General features: G+C 73.9%; 9 protein-coding genes. 2 read left to right on the top strand and 7 right to left on the bottom strand.

The features are described from left to right. The first annotated feature begins 151 nt into the window (after positions 1 to 151). Both ACIP8Z_RS02930 and ACIP8Z_RS02925 read left to right on the top strand, forming a co-directional pair. Positions 152 to 4,792, top strand: coding sequence for an aminotransferase class I/II-fold pyridoxal phosphate-dependent enzyme (locus ACIP8Z_RS02930; RefSeq protein ID WP_402077909.1), 4,641 nt, complete (start codon positions 152 to 154; stop codon positions 4,790 to 4,792). After that, positions 4,792 to 5,586 carry a class I SAM-dependent methyltransferase gene (locus tag ACIP8Z_RS02925; RefSeq protein ID WP_402077906.1) on the top strand — a complete coding sequence of 265 codons (795 nt, stop codon included), beginning with the start codon at positions 4,792 to 4,794 and terminating at the stop codon, positions 5,584 to 5,586. Before ACIP8Z_RS02930 ends, ACIP8Z_RS02925 begins: the two co-directional genes overlap by 1 nt. Here the strand turns inward: ACIP8Z_RS02925 and ACIP8Z_RS02920 are convergent. Genes ACIP8Z_RS02920 through ACIP8Z_RS02890 form a run of 7 tightly spaced genes read right to left on the bottom strand, consistent with a single transcriptional unit; the run spans position 5,577 to position 16,354 of the window. Further along, positions 5,577 to 6,857 carry a beta-galactosidase gene (locus tag ACIP8Z_RS02920; protein ID WP_402077903.1) on the bottom strand — a complete coding sequence of 427 codons (1,281 nt, stop codon included), beginning with the start codon at positions 6,855 to 6,857 and terminating at the stop codon, positions 5,577 to 5,579. The genes ACIP8Z_RS02925 and ACIP8Z_RS02920 overlap by 10 nt on opposite strands. After that, positions 6,854 to 7,948, bottom strand: coding sequence for a glycosyltransferase family 4 protein (locus tag ACIP8Z_RS02915; RefSeq protein WP_402077901.1), 1,095 nt, complete (start codon positions 7,946 to 7,948; stop codon positions 6,854 to 6,856). Before ACIP8Z_RS02915 ends, ACIP8Z_RS02920 begins: the two co-directional genes overlap by 4 nt. After that, positions 7,935 to 9,623: an ArnT family glycosyltransferase gene (locus ACIP8Z_RS02910; RefSeq protein WP_402077898.1), complete on the bottom strand. Its 1,689-nt coding sequence runs from the start codon at positions 9,621 to 9,623 to the stop codon at positions 7,935 to 7,937. Before ACIP8Z_RS02910 ends, ACIP8Z_RS02915 begins: the two co-directional genes overlap by 14 nt. Then, positions 9,620 to 10,492, bottom strand: a complete 873-nt coding sequence (locus ACIP8Z_RS02905; protein WP_402077895.1) for a PIG-L deacetylase family protein — start codon at positions 10,490 to 10,492, stop codon at positions 9,620 to 9,622. The genes ACIP8Z_RS02910 and ACIP8Z_RS02905 overlap by 4 nt, the downstream gene beginning before the upstream one ends. Next, on the bottom strand, positions 10,474 to 12,300 hold the full coding sequence (locus tag ACIP8Z_RS02900) for a glycosyltransferase (RefSeq protein ID WP_402077893.1): 1,827 nt from the start codon (positions 12,298 to 12,300) through the stop codon (positions 10,474 to 10,476). The genes ACIP8Z_RS02905 and ACIP8Z_RS02900 overlap by 19 nt, the downstream gene beginning before the upstream one ends. After that, positions 12,297 to 14,906, bottom strand: a complete 2,610-nt coding sequence (locus ACIP8Z_RS02895) for a hypothetical protein (protein WP_402077890.1) — start codon at positions 14,904 to 14,906, stop codon at positions 12,297 to 12,299. The genes ACIP8Z_RS02900 and ACIP8Z_RS02895 overlap by 4 nt, the downstream gene beginning before the upstream one ends. After that, positions 14,903 to 16,354, bottom strand: coding sequence for a glycosyltransferase family 4 protein (locus tag ACIP8Z_RS02890; RefSeq protein ID WP_402077888.1), 1,452 nt, complete (start codon positions 16,352 to 16,354; stop codon positions 14,903 to 14,905). The genes ACIP8Z_RS02895 and ACIP8Z_RS02890 overlap by 4 nt, the downstream gene beginning before the upstream one ends.

Genomic DNA, 16,354 nt, shown 5'->3' with positions numbered 1-16,354 from the left:
CCGCCTTCGTCCGCGCTCCGGTCCCCACGCGACCGGCTCCGAGATGCAGGGGGCCCGGGCGCCCCGGAGAATGGACACCGTACGGGGTCCCATCCGGTAACAGGGCGCTCCCGACGGCGTCCGTCCGACCCGGCCAAGGGGGCGGTCGACGATGTCGCTGCGCCAGCCGAACCGGCCGTTCACAGCGACCGGGTCACTGCGCCGATGGACCCTGCTGTACCTCGTGATCGTGGCCGCGCTGACGGTCGCCTACCTGCAGTTCCCCGAGCGGCACACCGTGCTGTGGGCGCTCATCGGCCTCGGCGGCGTCGTGGCCATGCTCGTCGGCGTCCACCTCCACAAGCCGTCCCGGCCCTGGCCCTGGCTCGTGCTGGCCGCCGCCAACCTCGCCTTCGTGGGCGGCGACACGGCGTACAACGCCCTGGAGGCCTTCTTCGGCCAGACCAGGCCGTTCCCCTCCGTCGCGGACGCCCTGTACCTGGCCACGTACCCGTTGTTCGCCATCGGCCTGTTCGGCTTCATCCGCTACCGGGCCGTCGGCCGCGACCTCGGCGTCGTCCTCGACGCGCTGATCCTCACCTCCGGCCTCGCCCTGCTCTCCTGGGTCAACCTCATCACCCCGCTGGCCAGGAGCGAGGACATGAGCTGGACCGAGAAGGCCATCTCCATCGCCTATCCCCTCGGCGACGTGCTGATGCTCGCGATGCTCGCCCGGCTGCTCGTGCCCGGCGGCCTCAGATCGCGGTCGGTGCAGCTCCTCACCCTCGGCACCTGCGGCATCCTCGCCTCCGACGTCATCTACGGCACGCTCCAGCTGCGCGGCACCTGGCAGGTCGGCACCCCCTGGGACCTCGGCTGGGTCGTCTTCTTCACCGCCTGGGGCCTCGCCGCCCTCCACCCCTCGATGACCGGTCTCACCGAGCGCGCCCCCGAACCCGCGCCCCGCGTGGCCGAGCGACGGCTCGCCCTGCTCGCGGGCGCCTCGCTCGTCGCCCCGGCCCTGCTGCTGTTCCAGTCGCTGCGGCACGACCGGGACCAGGACATCGCCGTCATCGCGATCTTCTCGGCGCTGATGTTCCTGCTGGTCCTCGCCCGGCTCTGGGGCATGATGAACGATCACGACAAGGCCGAGGCGCGTGAACGCAGCCTCCGGATGGCCGCCGCCTCCCTCGTCGCCGCCCTGAGCCCCCGTGAGGTCGCCGGAGCCGTCGAGACGGCGTCCGCCACCCTCTTCGGACCCGGCACCGGGCACCGGGTCCTCCTGCTCACCCGGGACCGCCGCGGCGGCCTGAGCGGCGTGCCCACCGCCGGCCACCCGTGGAGCTGCCGCACCGACGAGCTGACCCGGCCCCCGGCGTCGGCGCCCCGGACGCCGGAGGCGCCGACGCCGACCTCGTACGACTCCACACCGCCCACGAACGAGCCGAGCGGGAACCGGCATCCCACCCCCTTCGGGGCCGGTCCGGCCCCTCCCCTCACGGATCCGCCCCGCACCGCCACCGCCCCGCCTCACCAGCCCTCCGGGACCGCCTGGCCCGACACCGTCTCCGACGGCACCCGGCTCCTCCCCGTGTCCCGGCTCGCCCCCGCCGTCGCCGCGGAACTCGCCCCCGAGACCTTCGCACTGCTCTGCCCCCTGGAACTCCAGGCCCCGGCGGGCCCCGAACCGCTCCTCGGCGTCCTGCTCATCGCCGGCCCCGAGAAGAAGCTCGCCGAGATCTCCGGCCCGGCCCAGTCCCTCGCCTCCCAGGCGGCCCTCGCCCTCGAACGCTTCGCCCTCAGCGAGGAGGTCAACCGCCGTACCAGCGAGGCCTACTTCCGTACCCTCGTGCACAACACCTCGGACGTCATCCTCATCGTCGACGACGACGACACCGTCCGGTACGCGAGCCCCTCCGCCGAGTCCATGTTCGGCCGCTCCCTGCTCCCCGGCACCCCCCTCACCGACCTCGTCGCCCCCGCCGACACGGCCTCCGCGCTGCGGATCCTGGCCGACGCGCGCACCCGGGCCGCCGTCGACGCCCGGGACGACTGGAAGCTCCTCCACGGCGGGCAGGCCGACCTGGAGGTGGAGGTCCGCTGCAGCAACCTCCGCGACGAACACACCGTGCACGGCCTCGTCCTCACCCTCCGCGACGTGACCGAACAACGGAAACTGGAACGCGAGCTGACCCACCGGGCCTTCCACGACTCCCTCACCGGGCTCCCCAACCGCGTCCTGCTCCTCGAACGGGTCGAGCGCGCCCTGCTGAGGGGACGCCGCGAATCCACCCTGACCTGCATGCTCTTCGTCGACCTCGACGACTTCAAGGTCGTCAACGACACGATGGGGCACTCCGTCGGCGACGAGCTCCTGGTCTCCGTCGCCCGCCGCCTCACCTCCGTCCTGCGGCTCAGCGACACGGCGGCCCGGCTCGGCGGCGACGAGTTCGCCGTGCTCATCGAGGGCGCGCGCGAACCCCGCGACGCCGAGACCCTCGCGGCGGAGATCGTGCACACCCTCAGCCAGCCCTTCCACCTCACCGACGGCGCCGTGTCCGTCTCGACCAGCGTCGGCATCGCGACCGTCCTCGACAGCGCCCACGCCGAGGAACTCCTCGGCCACGCCGACCTCGCCCTGTACGCGGCCAAGGCGGCCGGCAAGAAGCGCTGGCGGCTCTTCCACCCCGAGTTCCACTCCAAGCTCGTCGCCCGGCACGAACTCCAGGCGGGCATGGACACGGCCATCGCCGACAAGGCGTTCGCCCTGCGCTACCAGCCGATCGTCGAGGTACGGGACGGTGCGCCGGCCGGCCTCGAAGCGCTCATCCGCTGGCCGCACGCCCGCCGCGGCATGGTCCCGCCGGACCAGTTCATCGCCCTGGCCGAGGAGAGCGGCCACATCATGCCGCTCGGCGCCTGGGTCCTCGAACACGCCGCGATCGACATCGCCCGCTGGCAGCGGGCCCGCCCCCGCACGGCCCCGCTGTACGCCAGCGTCAACGTCTCCGCCCGCCAGTTCCGCGACCCGGGATTCCTCGAAGGCGTACGCCGCACCCTCCACTCCTCGGGACTCGCGCCCGGCTCCCTCGTCCTGGAGCTCACCGAGACCGTCCTGATGCGCAGGGACGCCCAGATCAGGACCACCATGGCCGCCCTGAAGGACCTGGGCGTCTCCATCGCCATCGACGACTTCGGTACCGGGTTCTCCTCGCTCAGCTACCTCCGCGAGTTCCCCATCGACGTCCTGAAGGTCGACAAGTCGTTCATCGACAACATCACGACCGACCCGCAGCAGGTGGCGCTCGTGGAGGGCATCGTGCGCATCGCCGACGTCCTCGGCCTGGAGGTCGTCGCCGAGGGCATCGAGCACGAGGAACAGCGGGCGCTCCTCGCCGACATGGGCTGCCGCTACGGGCAGGGCTACCTCTTCGCCCGCCCCATGACCGCCCACCAGGCCGAGTCCTATCTGCACCGCGCCGGGCCGTCCGGCGAGCGAGCGCCCGCCCGGCCCGCCGTCCGCCCCGCCGCACGGGCGGCACACCCCCCGCGGGCCTCCCGCTGGCGCGACCTCGAACACCTCCACCGGACCAGCCGCATGTGCGACGCCGTCATCGACGAGATCGACGGCCGCCGCATCAGGGTCGGCGACGACTGGCTCATCGACTTCGCCTCCTGCAACTACCTGGGTCTCGACCTCGACCCCACGGTCATCGAGGCGATCGAGCCCGAGGTCAGGCGCTGGGGCACCCACCCCAGCTGGTCCCGGCTCATCGGCAGCCCCCGGCTCTACCCCCGGATCGAGGAGCGGCTCACCGAACTCCTCGGCGCCCCCGACACCCTGCTGCTGCCCACCATCTCCCTCATCCACCAGTCGGTGATCCCCCTCCTCGCCGGCACCGGACAGGTCTTCGTCGAGGCACAGGCCCACCGCACCGTGTACGACGGCTGTGTGGTCGCCCGCGGCCAGGGCGCCGAGATCCACCGCTTCCACGCCGAACGGCCCGACGAACTGGAGGCGCTGCTGCGCGGCGCGCCCGCCGACGCGAGCCGCCTCATCTGCATGGACGGCGTCAACAGCATGACCGGAAACTTCCCCGACCTCCCCACCCTCGCCCGGATCTCCCGCGAGAACGGCGCCCTGCTCTACATCGACGACGCCCACGGCTTCGGCGTCATCGGGGAGCGCCGCCCCGGCGAGACCAGCCCCTACGGCTCGCGCGGCAACAGCATCGTCCGCCACCTCGGCGAGACCTACGACGACCTGGTCCTGGTCGGCGGCTTCTCCAAGGCGTTCTCCTCGCTGCTCGCCTTCCTCGCCGTCCCGAAGTGGCTCAAGGACCACCTCAAGGTGGCGGCCGGCCCGTACCTCTACTCCGGCCCCTCGCCGACGGCCTCGCTCGCCACGGCCCTGGCCGGACTCGACGTCAACGACGCGCGCGGGGACGAGATCCGGGCCGGTCTCCACCGCAAGACGGCCCGCGTCCTCACGCACGTCCGCGCCCTCGGCATCGCCACCCCCAACACCGACGGACTGCCCATCATCGAGATCCCCCTCGCCGACTCCGACGACCTCGACCAGGTCGCCGCCTTCCTCTGGGAACACGGCATCTACGTGACCCTCGCCTCGTACCCGCTCGTTCCGCGCGACCGGGTCGGCTTCCGCATCCAGATCACCGCCGCCAACACCGACGAGGAGATCGAGGAACTCTGCACGGTCCTCACCCGGCTCGCCGCGCGCTTCCCCCTGCAACCCGCCGGCGCCGCACGCCCCTCCGCCGTCACGGCCGGCCGGACACCGGAGCCGCCGTGATGGGCACGACCCGGGCGCGCCGCAACCAGGACGCCGACTGGGACGCCTGGCCCGTCACCGACTACCTCGCCGAGAACTACCGCCGGCTCCACCCCTGCGACATCGGCGTCATCCACCACCACGCCGCCGTCTACCGGCGCATCGCCCCCGGCAGCCTGGCCCGCACCCTCGAACTCGGCGCGGGCCCCAACCTCTACCCCCTGATGCTCGCGGGCGCCGCGAGCCGCCGGATCGACGCCCTCGAACCCAGCGCCGCCAACCTCCGCTATCTGCGCCACCAGCTCGACGGGGGCCCCGACGCCAGCTGGCAGCCCTTCTACGCCCTGTGCCGCTCCCTCGACCCCGCCCTGCCCGAGAGCAGCACGGAGGCACTGCGCCCGGTGCGGGTCGTGCCCGGCACCGTCGACGACCTGATCCCCGGCACGTACGACCTCGCCTCGATGAACTTCGTCGCCGAGAGCGTCACCGAGGAATTCGCCGAGTTCGCCCTGTTCTGCGACGCCTTCGTCCGCGCGGTCCGCCCCGGCGGACGGCTCCTCGCCGCGTTCATGGAACGCATGCCGAGCTACCGCATCGGCGAGGGACCGGTCTGGCCCGCCTGCCCGGTCGACGAAACCGCCCTGCGGGCCGTCTTCGCGCCCCGTACCACCGGCCTGCGGATCGCCCGGGTCGCCAAGGACCTCACCCTGCCCGAGTACGGGGACACCGGCCTGCTGCTCCTCACCGCGAAGCGGCCCCACACCGCCACCACTCCCGCCGGCCCCACCGGCGACGCGTCGGCGCCTCAGGAATGACGGCGGATCGTCTCCGCGTAGTCCTGCAGGGACGAGCCAGGCGTCCCGTCGTACAGATTTCCGTCGAAGGCCCACATGATGCCCTCGAGACCGCAGGACGCCATCTGCCGGTACGCCGTCTCCGTCACCCCGGGCCGGTACGGGGACACCTGAGGTCCGGCGCTCTCCCCGGTCAGCCGGGTGAAGCCGGCGCTCCTGGCCACCGCCACCACCCAGCGCGCCGAGGACCAGTCGCGCACCAGCGCGTCGTCCGGGGCGGCGACGTCCGTCCGCGCGTCGGCCGGCGCGCAGCCGTTGTCGTCCGGGTCGCCCGTCCCGTCCACCAGGGCGGTGGTGACGATCCGTACCGAGTCCCGGTGCTCGACCAGCGGGAGCGTCACGAAGAACCCGGCGCCCCGCGCGACGAGCCGGATCGCCGGAGTGCCGACGAGCCGGGCGCCGACGGCCGCCCGCAGGTCGGAGGGGTAGAAACCGGCCCCCGGGACGAGGATCTTGAGCGCCCCCTCGTACCCGAGCGAGGTGTACAGGCCGAGCTGCCAGTTCACCGCCCCGGCCAGGGCCCCGGCGTACCAGTCGTACCAGCGGGCCACCTGCTCCCGGGTGAACGGCTTCCCGTGGTACGTGGCCTCCCCGGGCCGCCACCCCGGGTACGGGCTGCGCGCCTGGGCGTGGCTGTCGTAGGCCCAGAACTCGGCGGGACCGTCGCTCTCCGACAGCGGGGTCGGATAGGCGAACTCGCCGCTCTCGTTGACGCCGATCCGGATCGCCCAGAAGTTCCCCAGGCCGATCAGCCGGTCCACCGCGCGCGCGTACGCCGTGATGTGCTCCCGTACGGGTTCGCTGAACACGATGTTCGGGACGCCGGTGGACCGTTCGCCGAACTGGTTCACGAAGACCGACTCCGGGAAGGCGTCCGGCAGCCACGTCGGCGGATGGTTGAGACCGAGCCCCGCCTCCACCCGCAGCCCCGCCCCCCGGAAGCCGTCGAGCTCGTCCCGTACCTCGCGCGCGTACTCCTCGTCGTACACGCCCTGCTCGGGCTCCAGCCTGCTCCAGTCGATCTGGAGATGGGCGACCCGGACGCCGTGCTCGTACTCCGTGAGCGCCCGGCCCGGATCGGTCTGCAGGGTGCCGTACCAGTACGGCCCCGGACCCGGGTCCGTCGGCTCGCTGCGCAGCACGCCGAACGCCCCGACGAGCAACACGAGTACCGCGAGCACCGCCAGCGCGACCGACCCGCCCCGGGATCCGGTCCACCACCGCGCCGTCACGACAGCAGCTCCCGGTACAGGGCCGCGTACCGGGCGGCGAACCGCTCGGGACCGAAGTGGTCCTCCACGAGCGCCCGGCCCCGCTCCGCGAGCACGTCCCAGGAGCGCGGCTGGTCGAGCAGCCAGGCCAACTGCTGTCCGGTGCGGCGCGCGTCGCCCGCCGGGGCCCGCAGCACCGCGTGCCCGAAGTCGGCGAACTGGGGGAGGTCGCTGAGGATCGCCGGCCGCCCCGAGGAGAGCGCCTGCAGGACGGTCAGCGGGATGTCGGCCTTGCCGCCGAGGACGGCCGGTGGGAACAGCAGCACGTGGACGCCGGCGAGCAGCGTGCGCATGTCCTCGACATACCCGCGCACCTCGAAGTCGGTGAGCCCGGCGGCCCCGGCCCGCTCCCGCAGCGCCTCGTCGAGCATCGCGTTGTCCTGCCCCGGCCGCCCGCGCATCGCGAGCACGAGGTGGAACCTCGCCCCCGTCCGTACGGCCTCCGCCGCCGCGTCGATCGCCGTCTCCGCACCGCCGTGGGGATCGTGGTGCCCCGCGAACAGCACCACGGGGAATCCCTTCGGGCGCGGCAGGTACGGCCACTCGTCCAGGCCGATCATGGGCGGGATCACCCGTACGTCCCCGAAGTCCGCGGCGCGCAGCCGCCGCGCCATGGACTCCGACAGGGCGACCGTCGTCCCCAGCGGCCGGGTGTTCTTCAGGAAGCGGGTGTCCATCACCCCGGGCACGGTGTGGATGACCGGCCGCCTCCCGAGCAGCGGCGGGCGCAGCCACGAGAAGGCCGGGAAGGTACGGCCGACGGTGAGGAAGGCGTGCACCAGGTCGACCCGGCGGGCCTGGACCGCGCCGAACAGGGCGGACTGCACCCGCTCGGGAATGTGCGGCACACCGTCGCGGGAGAGGACACGCACGGGCCGGCCGCGCCCCGGCGGGGGCTGCCGGCGGCCCGGCCACTGGGAGAACCAGACGAAGTCCACGTCCGGCAGGGCCCCGAGGACGTCGGCGGCGAGCCGCACGTCGCACCCTTCCGCCCCGTCCAGCGGGCTGCTGGTCAGGAGGAGGACGCGGGGATGCCGCTCACCGCGGCGCATCGCCCGCTCCCGTCACGGGGGCGCCGTCGCCGGGCGCTGCCGGGGGCGTCTGCGGGGCCGGCAGCAGCGGGCCCGTCACCGTCGATCCGGGCACCGCGAGAGCGGTGACGCTCGGTCCGGGCAGGGGTGACGGCAGACGGTAGAGGGCGAGCGTGCCGTAGGTGGGACCGTCGAACGCGAACACCGGCCGCAGTCCCTCCGTGAGCCGCTCCACCTCGGCGAGCGAGTACCGCCCGTACCCCTGCTCGATGACCCGCCACGGCACGATCACGTACCGGGCGTCGTTGACGGCCCGCTCCTCGGGGGTCGCCCAGTGCCCGAGCCGGTAGGTGTCGTTCAGCGCCCAGTTGGTGACACCGCGCGTCCGCTGCCCGTCCACCGTGACGATCCCGCTGCCCGCCGGTACCTGGGCGAGCAGATGCGCGCGGAGACGGTCGAAGCCGTCGTCGGGGGTCCACCGGTCGCGGGCGTACACCGCGGCGGGGGTGGCCAGCATGGCGACGATGACGGCCCAGGCCGCCAGGCGCGGTCCGGGCCGGCTCCGGGACGGCATCGGCAGGGTGACCGCAAGCGCCACCAGGTTGGGCACGAACAGCAGGTACAGCGCCTGCTCCTCCAGGGTGCCCACGCCGAGCGCGTACCCGAGGGTGACGATCGCCGAGGCGTGGAAGAGCGCGAGCAGCCGGTACACGGGCTCCTTGCGGCGCAGCAGCAGGAAGAGTGCCAGAGGGGTGAGGGCGAGCAGCACGTACGTGCCCGCGTACCCCGGGAGTTCGGCGAGGAGCCGGCTCGAGAGCGAGGGCGTGCCCTCCGCGTTGAAGCCGGTCTCCTGGACGACCCCGAGGAGCCGGCGGACGCCGGACGTCTTGGCCTCCCAGAACTCGTCGAAGTGCCCGAACCCGGTCAGGAACGCCACGTAGACGACGTACGAGAGGACGGTCGCCCCGGCGGTGAGGGCGACGAGCCTGCGGGGTGGACCCCAGCCGAGCAGCAGGGCGGCGAGCAGGGGCAGCACGGTGATCAGCACCGCGTGGTCCTTCGTCAGGATCGCGAGCCCGAAGAACAGCCCGGCGAGCAGCGCCCGGGCCCGTGGCCGGGGCGGCGGTTCGGCGCGGGTGAGACCCACCAGGACCAGACAGCCCGCGAGGACCCACACCATCGTCCCGGTCTCCAGGAGCACCCGGTTGTTCTGCCGGATGCAGAACTGGTCCAGGGCGAACACCAGTCCGGCGACCGCGCCGGCGCCGCGCGACCGCACCCGGGCGACGAGAAAGACGATGAGGGCCGCGGTGACCCCGGCCAGGAGCGCGTTGAGCACCCGTGAGGAGTGCACGCCCGCGATGATGTCGGAGTGCTCCCCGACGAGCTCGGTCCAGCCGGCCTCCACGTAGAAGTAGCCGGGCGGATGCAGGAAGAACAGGCCCTCGTCGGTGCGGGGGAAGCCGCCCGCCGCGGCGCTCTCCCCGAGCTCCCGGTAGATCGGCTCGTCGATGAAGAGGTCGCCCGCCCGGCCGATCTCCACCAGGCGGAGGGTCACGGTGAGCAGCGCCGCGGCGGCCGCGTACACCGCGGTCGGCACCGAGCCGAACCGGATGCGCCGACGCGCCGGCGAGGGCGGGGCCGACGTGGCCGGGCCGGTCCGGGCGGACGGGGGAGCGGTGCGCGGGACGGTCACGACACACCCCCCGGGGCACGGATCCCGCGGGCCCCGCGCCTCGGTGCCGGACGCGTCGTCCGGGGGCGGACCGTCGCGTCCGCCGCCTCGGGGAGGAGGTAGACCTCGGGCGTCCGCGGGACGCGGCCGTCGGGGAACAGGGCGTCGGCCTGGGTCCCGTAACCCCGGATGAGCTCGGCCTTCCGGTCGAGTCCGCGCTCCCAGTCGCGGGCGACCAGACGGTGCCGGGCGGTGAACCGGGCGTCGGGATCGGCGTGCTGGTTGTACGGGAAGTCGCTGTAGTACACGACCGGGCGTCCGCACCGCTCGGCGGCGGTGCGGACGAGGACGTGGTCGGCGTGCCCGCCCACGCCCAGCGGGGCGAGGACCAGGCCGCCGGAGCCGCCGGGCAGCAGGGCTTCGATCGTCTCGCCCACCGCGCGGAGCGTCTCGTCGTCGTGCGGGGAGACCCGGCCCCGGGACAGGTGCAGCCGGTACGTCGGGTACACGTGGCCCAGTTCGGGCAGCAGCCCGGTGCCCGGGCGGGGCCGCGGCAGCCGACGGAACAGCCCGTCGACCAGGCCGACATGACGCGACCTGACGTCGAGCCGCTCCAGGACCCGAAGGTCCTCGGCCCGTCGCTCGGCGTAGAGCTCCTCGGCGTCCTCGGCGCCGGTCTGCTTCAGGTACTGGCGGGCGGAGAGGGTGTGCGGCGGCGGCCCGGCCTCCGTGAACAGGGAGGCGACCGTCACCGGCGCCCGGCGCCCCGGCCAGCCGAGCAGCCCGCCGCAGGACAGGACGGCGTCGTCCAGGTGCGGCGAGAGCACCAGGATCGGGACGTCCGGACCGACGACGGTCCGGACGAACCCGGTCAGCGGGTCGACTGCCATGACGCACCCCTCTTCCTCGGCCGCCGTGCGGGGGCGGGAGTGTCCACGAGACGGTGGGCCAGGGCCAGATAGCGGCCCGTCATCTCGTCCCAGGTGTAGTGCCGGGCGGCGATCCCGGAGCGCCGCCCCAGCCGGCGCCGCAGTGCCGCGTCCGTGGCCAGCTCGTTCATCCGCCGGCCGAAGGCCGCCACGTCGAACGGCGGCACGGCCACGTCGCCGCCGTCGCGCATCCAGCGCAGCGCCGGCAGGTCGAAGTGGAGGACGGGCTTGCCGTGCGCCATGCCTTCGAGGGCCACCAGACCGAAGGTCTCGTGGCGGGACGGCACCACCAGGAAGGCGCTGTCGCGCAGGAGCTGGCGCTTGCGGTCGCCCTCGGCGTAGCCGACCCAGTGGACGCGTGGCTTCGGTCCGCGGCCGTGGGCGGCCACGAGGGCGGCGAGCCGGCGTTCCTCGGTCGGGGTGCCGCTGCCCGCGATGAGCAGCTCCAGCGGCGGCGCGGCGCTCTCGTACGCGTCGAGGAGCAGGTCGAGGCCCTTGACCCAGGTGTCGATGCGGCCCAGGAACAGGATGAACTGCCCGCCGCCCAGCCGGTTCTCGTCGAGGATCCGCTGGTCGACGCCGTTGGCGATGACCTGGACGTCGGCCCGGGGGCTGAGCCGCCGGATCTCCGATCCGTCGGCCGCGTTCATCACCACGATGTGCCGGTAGAAGCGCAGTCCGAGCCGTTCGACCAGGAAGAAGGGGATGTGGTACCGCCGCCACAGGGCCTCGGCGCTGCGGCCCTGGTCGATGCCGATGACGGGGGCGCCCGTCGTCAGGGGCAGGAAGCTCGTCGAGAACGGGGGAGTGAAGCTCTCCAGCCACAGGTCGTGGCGGATGCGGCGGGCGACGAACGGCAGCAGCGTCAGGAACAGCAGCTGGCCGGCGCGCGGGCCGGCCCGGCAGACCGGCAGCCGGACGTAGCGGATGCCGTTGCGCTCCTCGCTGCCGCCGTCGCGGCCGGCCGTCACGACGGTGACCCGGAAGTCCTCGGCGAGCCGGCGGGCCACCTTGCCGACGACCAGGGCGCCACCGCCCCGATAGGCGGGGTTCTCCGCGTCGTCGTAGATGGACACCACCACGTGCCGGCGCCGCAGGGTCGTGTGCCGGAACCGCTGCCGGTCCCGAACGGCGTCCAGGATCCGGTCGAGCGCCTCACCCGCGACCAGGTGCTGCGACCGTTCGCCGTCGATCCGCGCGAGCCGCGGCAGCCGTTGGGACCAGCTCCGGTAGCGGGCCCACCAGAGGGTCGGGGAACCGGCGATCTCCTCCCAGCCTCGGTTCCGCAGGGTGTCGGGCCCGGTCTCCACGAGCAGGGTCAGTCCGTAGCGGTCGGCGATCCGGCGGAACAAGGACGCCGCCGCCGAGCGGGCCGGCAGGTCGAACTTCACCAGGCCGTCGAGGGGGCCCCGGTCCGTGAGGACCATGGACTCCCCGCCCCGCGCGCGCCTGCGGGCCCGCACTCCGGCGACCGCGATCCGGGTGGCCAGTTCGCCCGCGTCCAGGAACGCGTGGGCACGGCGCAGCCTGGATCCCCGGCGCTCGGGATCCGTGGCGCGCCGTGCCCACCCGTTCCCGCCCGGGCCCGTCTCCCTCGCCTTGGGGGGGACCGGGAAGGCGCGGCACAGGAAGCAGCCGTAGCAGTGCAGGGTGATGACGGTGAGTCCGCGCTCGTCGAGCAGTGCCGCGAGCCGGCCGACCAGCGAGGACTTGCCGGCCCCGTCGGGTCCGGACACGGCGACCAGGAGGGGGCCGTGTGAGGTCGTCATGGCACTCGCCTCCGCAGTTTCTTGGTCACCACGAGCGGCACCCGCAGGGACGCCTCGCGGGTCGCGGCCCGCAGCCGGCCCTCGCCGAGGAGGTGGCCCGAGTGCTCGGCGCCCACCCGGAGCGAGGTCGCCACCGGGAGCGGCAGCGGCAGCGGGACGTGTGCGCCCCGGTCGAGCCGTGCCATCGCCTCGACGGCGGTGTCGAGCGCCTCCCGGCCGCCCGCGGACCAGCCCTCGCGGGCGGCCTCGTGACGGGCCTCCGCCACGATGTCGGGGTGGAGGAGCGAGCGCAGGGCGAGGAGTTCGGAGAGGTCCAGGGTCAGGTTCTGGAAGAGGGCGTGCGCCAGCCAGATCCGCAGCCGGTCGGAGGGGCAGGGCGTCAGCCAGGCGTAGCCGTCGGTGGCGTCGTTGGCGGTGCGGTCGCCCCCGGCGTCGCGCGGGTGCCCGTCCGGAGAGCCCTTCACGTGTCCGTTCACGTGCCCGTTCACGCTCTCCGGGCGCGCGACGCGTTCGGCGCGGGCGAAGAGCCGGTCGGTCGGCACCACCGGAACCCCGAACCACGAGACCGAGCCGTGCAGATGGGCCGCCGGACCCTTCGGGGGTTCCAGGAGCACCTTCGTCGAGCGCTCCAGCCAGTACGTCGTGCGGTGCGCGTACCAGCCGTCGAGCGCGGCCTGCGCGGCCCGCAGCCGCCCCGGGGGCACCACCAGGTCGAAGTTGCCGTACACGTAGTCCCCCGCCAGATCGGCCTTGATCAGGACGGTCGGGATGCCCGCCGCCCGCAGCCGGTCCGTGGACTCGACGAGGTTCCGCCGGAAGAGCCCGGTCGCGCTCTCCACCTCGGAGAGCGTGGCCGCGAGCTGACGGGGGTACGCGCGGGCCAGCCGGCCCTCGACCTGGTTGCGCCGGGCCGCGGCCAGCGCACCGAGGAGCTCCTCGTCCGCGGCGGGCCGGACCCGACCCCGCCACACGGCGTCGACGAGAAGGTTCACGGCGTGCTCCTCGGGGGCCGCGACCCGGGTCCTTCGAGCCTCGGCGGGCGGCGGCTCGTGCCGTTCGGGTGCGGGCTCCGCTTCCGGGGCCGCACCGGTCCCGCCGTTCGGGGGCGCTGTCTCGGGCCCTGCGACGAGCCCGTCACCCGGTCCGTCCGGACCTTCGACAGGCCCGTCCTCCGGCCCGTCGGCGGTTCCGGTGCCGAGTACGGGCGACCGCCGCCGTCCGAAGAACCGCCCCAGGGCCACCGTGGTGACCACCAGCGCGGCGGCGAACCACGCAGAGGTGAAGGGGCGGAGCAGAGCGAGCCCCGCGGCCAGCGCGAGCAGGGGCAGCACCACCCGGCCGAACGGCCGATCGGCGACCCCGAACCCGTGCCGGCGGGAGTGCCGCACGGCCAGCAGGACCAGCGCGGCGACCGTTCCGCACAGCCCGCCGATCGCCATGCCCAGCACACCGCCGGTCGCCCAGCCGGACGTCAGGGCGGTCACGTACAGGCCGAGTCCCACGAGCAGCGTGCGCAGGCACGCGTAGTCGTTGACGGCCTGGGCGAAGGTCACGAGCAGGGCGAGGGCGCCGAGCGCGAGGCCCGCCGTCGCCGTACAGGCCATCAGTGTGGAGACCATGGAGTAGCCCGAAGGGAAGACCCTGGTGATGAGCGCGTTCGGCACCGTCGCGGCCACCACCGTCAGGGGCAGAGCCACGGTCAGATACATCCGCAGCGCGCTCGCGGTCAGCGGGTCGCCCGCCCGGCGCCGCGAGAGCGCGGGCAGGAAGGCGATCGATACGGCCCCGGCCAGGAACAGCGGGACCCGGCCCAGCATGACCGCCGCCTGGTAACTGGCAGCCGCCGCGCGGTCGGTCGGCAGCATCGCGACGAGGACGATGTCCACGGAGGCGAGCAGCGCCACCACGCCCTGGAGCGAGGCGACGCCGGACGCCCGCCGCCACAGGTCCCGGTCGGCGCTCACCGCACGCCACGGCCGGCGCGGCTGGTTGCGGAACCGGCGCGGCCAGAAGAACACGTACGGCAGTACGGCGACGCCGAAGGCGGCGAGGGCGCCCGTCTCGCCGAGCCCGAGCGCCGACACGAAGAACAGTCCCACGCCGAACTTGAGCAGGGCCTCGACGGCGGTGAGGACCGCGAGGGTCCGCAGCCGCTCGGTGCCCTGGAGCCAGCCCACGCCGACCCGGGTGACGTAGATGGCCAGGGTCGAACCGGCGATGGCGAGGGTCGTCAGGGTGCCCGCGAACTCCATCGCCACACACCCCACGGCGATCGCGGCGACGGTTCCGCCCACGACGGCCGTGATCATGGCGAAGCGGACCGCCTCACCGCGTTCGGCGTCCGAGCCGGCCCGGGCGAGGGCCTGGGCCAGCATCCAGGGCACGGTGACCACGGCGACCGCCGCGGTGCACACGACCAGCCCCTGACCGGCGGCGAAGGTGGCGTACCCGGAGACGTCGAGGAGCCGGGTGAGGATCAGGGTGTACGCGTAGTTCACCGCGCCGACCACGACCACGGCGGTCGCGATCCAGCGCGCGCCGTGGACGGCGGTGACCTCGTCCTGGTGGACGGGCGACCGCTCGGCGACGCGCGCGGCGGGGGTCATGACGGCCGTTCGGGGTCCGGACCGCCGGCGGACCCTTCACCGGGCTCGGCCGCGCCGAGCAGGACGTCGTGGCCGTTCGCCAGGACGATGTCGGCCTCGGCGACGCCGAGGCGGCGCAGCGCGCTCAACGCCCGCACCTCGTCGCAGCCGTGGAGCAGCAGCCGGAAGGCGTCGCCGGTCCGCTGCCAGGCGTCGGTCTGCCGCAGGGCGCGGAGGACCGCGCGCTCGGTGGACTCGGGGTCGGGGGACGTGAAGCGCGTGATGACGGACAGGTCGCTGGCCGAGCGGCGGGAGCGCCGGTGCCGGTGGATGCGCTGGAGGTCCTCCACGACGACCTGGGCGAGCCGTTCGGCGCTGGCGTCCCAGGAGAAGGCGTCGGCCCAGGCACGGCAGCGGGCGGCTGTGCGGGCTCGCGCCTCGGGGGTGGACAGCGTGTCGAGGGCCCAGGCGATACCGGCCGCCAGTTGCGCGTCCGGGTCGAGGAGCCACCCGTTGACGCCCGGGCGGATCGCGTCCCGCAGCCCCGGCACGTCGAAGGCGAGCGCGGGGGTGCCGACGGCGTTCGCCTCGATGACGGCGAGGCCCCAGCCCTCGGCGACCGAGGGAACGACCGTCAGCCACGCCCGGTGGAACAGCTCCTGCTTGCGCGCGTCGGAGACGTGTCCGTGGAACTCGACGGCGGAGCCGATGCCGAGACCGGCGGCGAGCTTGCGCAGCGACTCGCCCTCGGGGCCGTCGCCGCACAGGTCGACGCGCAGCTCCGGCAGGCGGCGCAGCAGCGTCGGCATGGCCCGGAGGATCAGGTCGACCCGCTTCTGCGGCACGAGCCGGCTGACGACGGTGAGCGCCGGGGTCGCCGAGCGCTGCCCGGCAGGACCCGTGAGCTCGGGGCGGGGGCGCCCGTTGGGCACGATGTGGATCGGATTGCCGAAGCCGAGTTCGCGCCGGGTGCCCTCGCGGGTGGAGGGCGAGACGACGACCACGGGCCGGCCCCGGTAGACGCGCCGGCTGACCTGCTTCTCCAGAACCCGGCCGACGGTGTTCATCGGCCACCGGAACCGGGTGTCGAACTGGTGCTGGTGGACGTGGTGGATGACGCAGAGGTCCGCGGTCCACCGGGGTGTGAACAGGGGGGAGAAGAACGGGATCCCGTTCTGGAAGTCGACCACGGCGTCGTACGCGTGACGGTTCCGCAGCAGGTGCGCCGCGGCGGCGGCGTACACGCCGAACGTGCCGCCGCCGCGCACGACGCGGATCCCGTCGCGGTACTCGCGGGCACGCGAGCCGGGGTACCGCGACGAGACGAGGGTGACGTGGGCTCCGGCCGCCGCGAACCGCCGGGCGATCTCCCAGCAGTACGCCTCGGCCCCACCGGCGTCGGGGTGTGTGGGGTCGCGCCAGTTCAGGAAGGCGAGGTCGGTACGGGCGAGCCGGTCGAGTGCGGTCAT

The sequence above is a fragment of the Streptomyces sp. NPDC088553 genome (assembly GCF_044752965.1).
Classification (GTDB): Bacteria; Actinomycetota; Actinomycetes; order Streptomycetales; family Streptomycetaceae; genus Streptomyces.
This window is presented reverse-complemented; position numbering and strand designations above follow the sequence as displayed.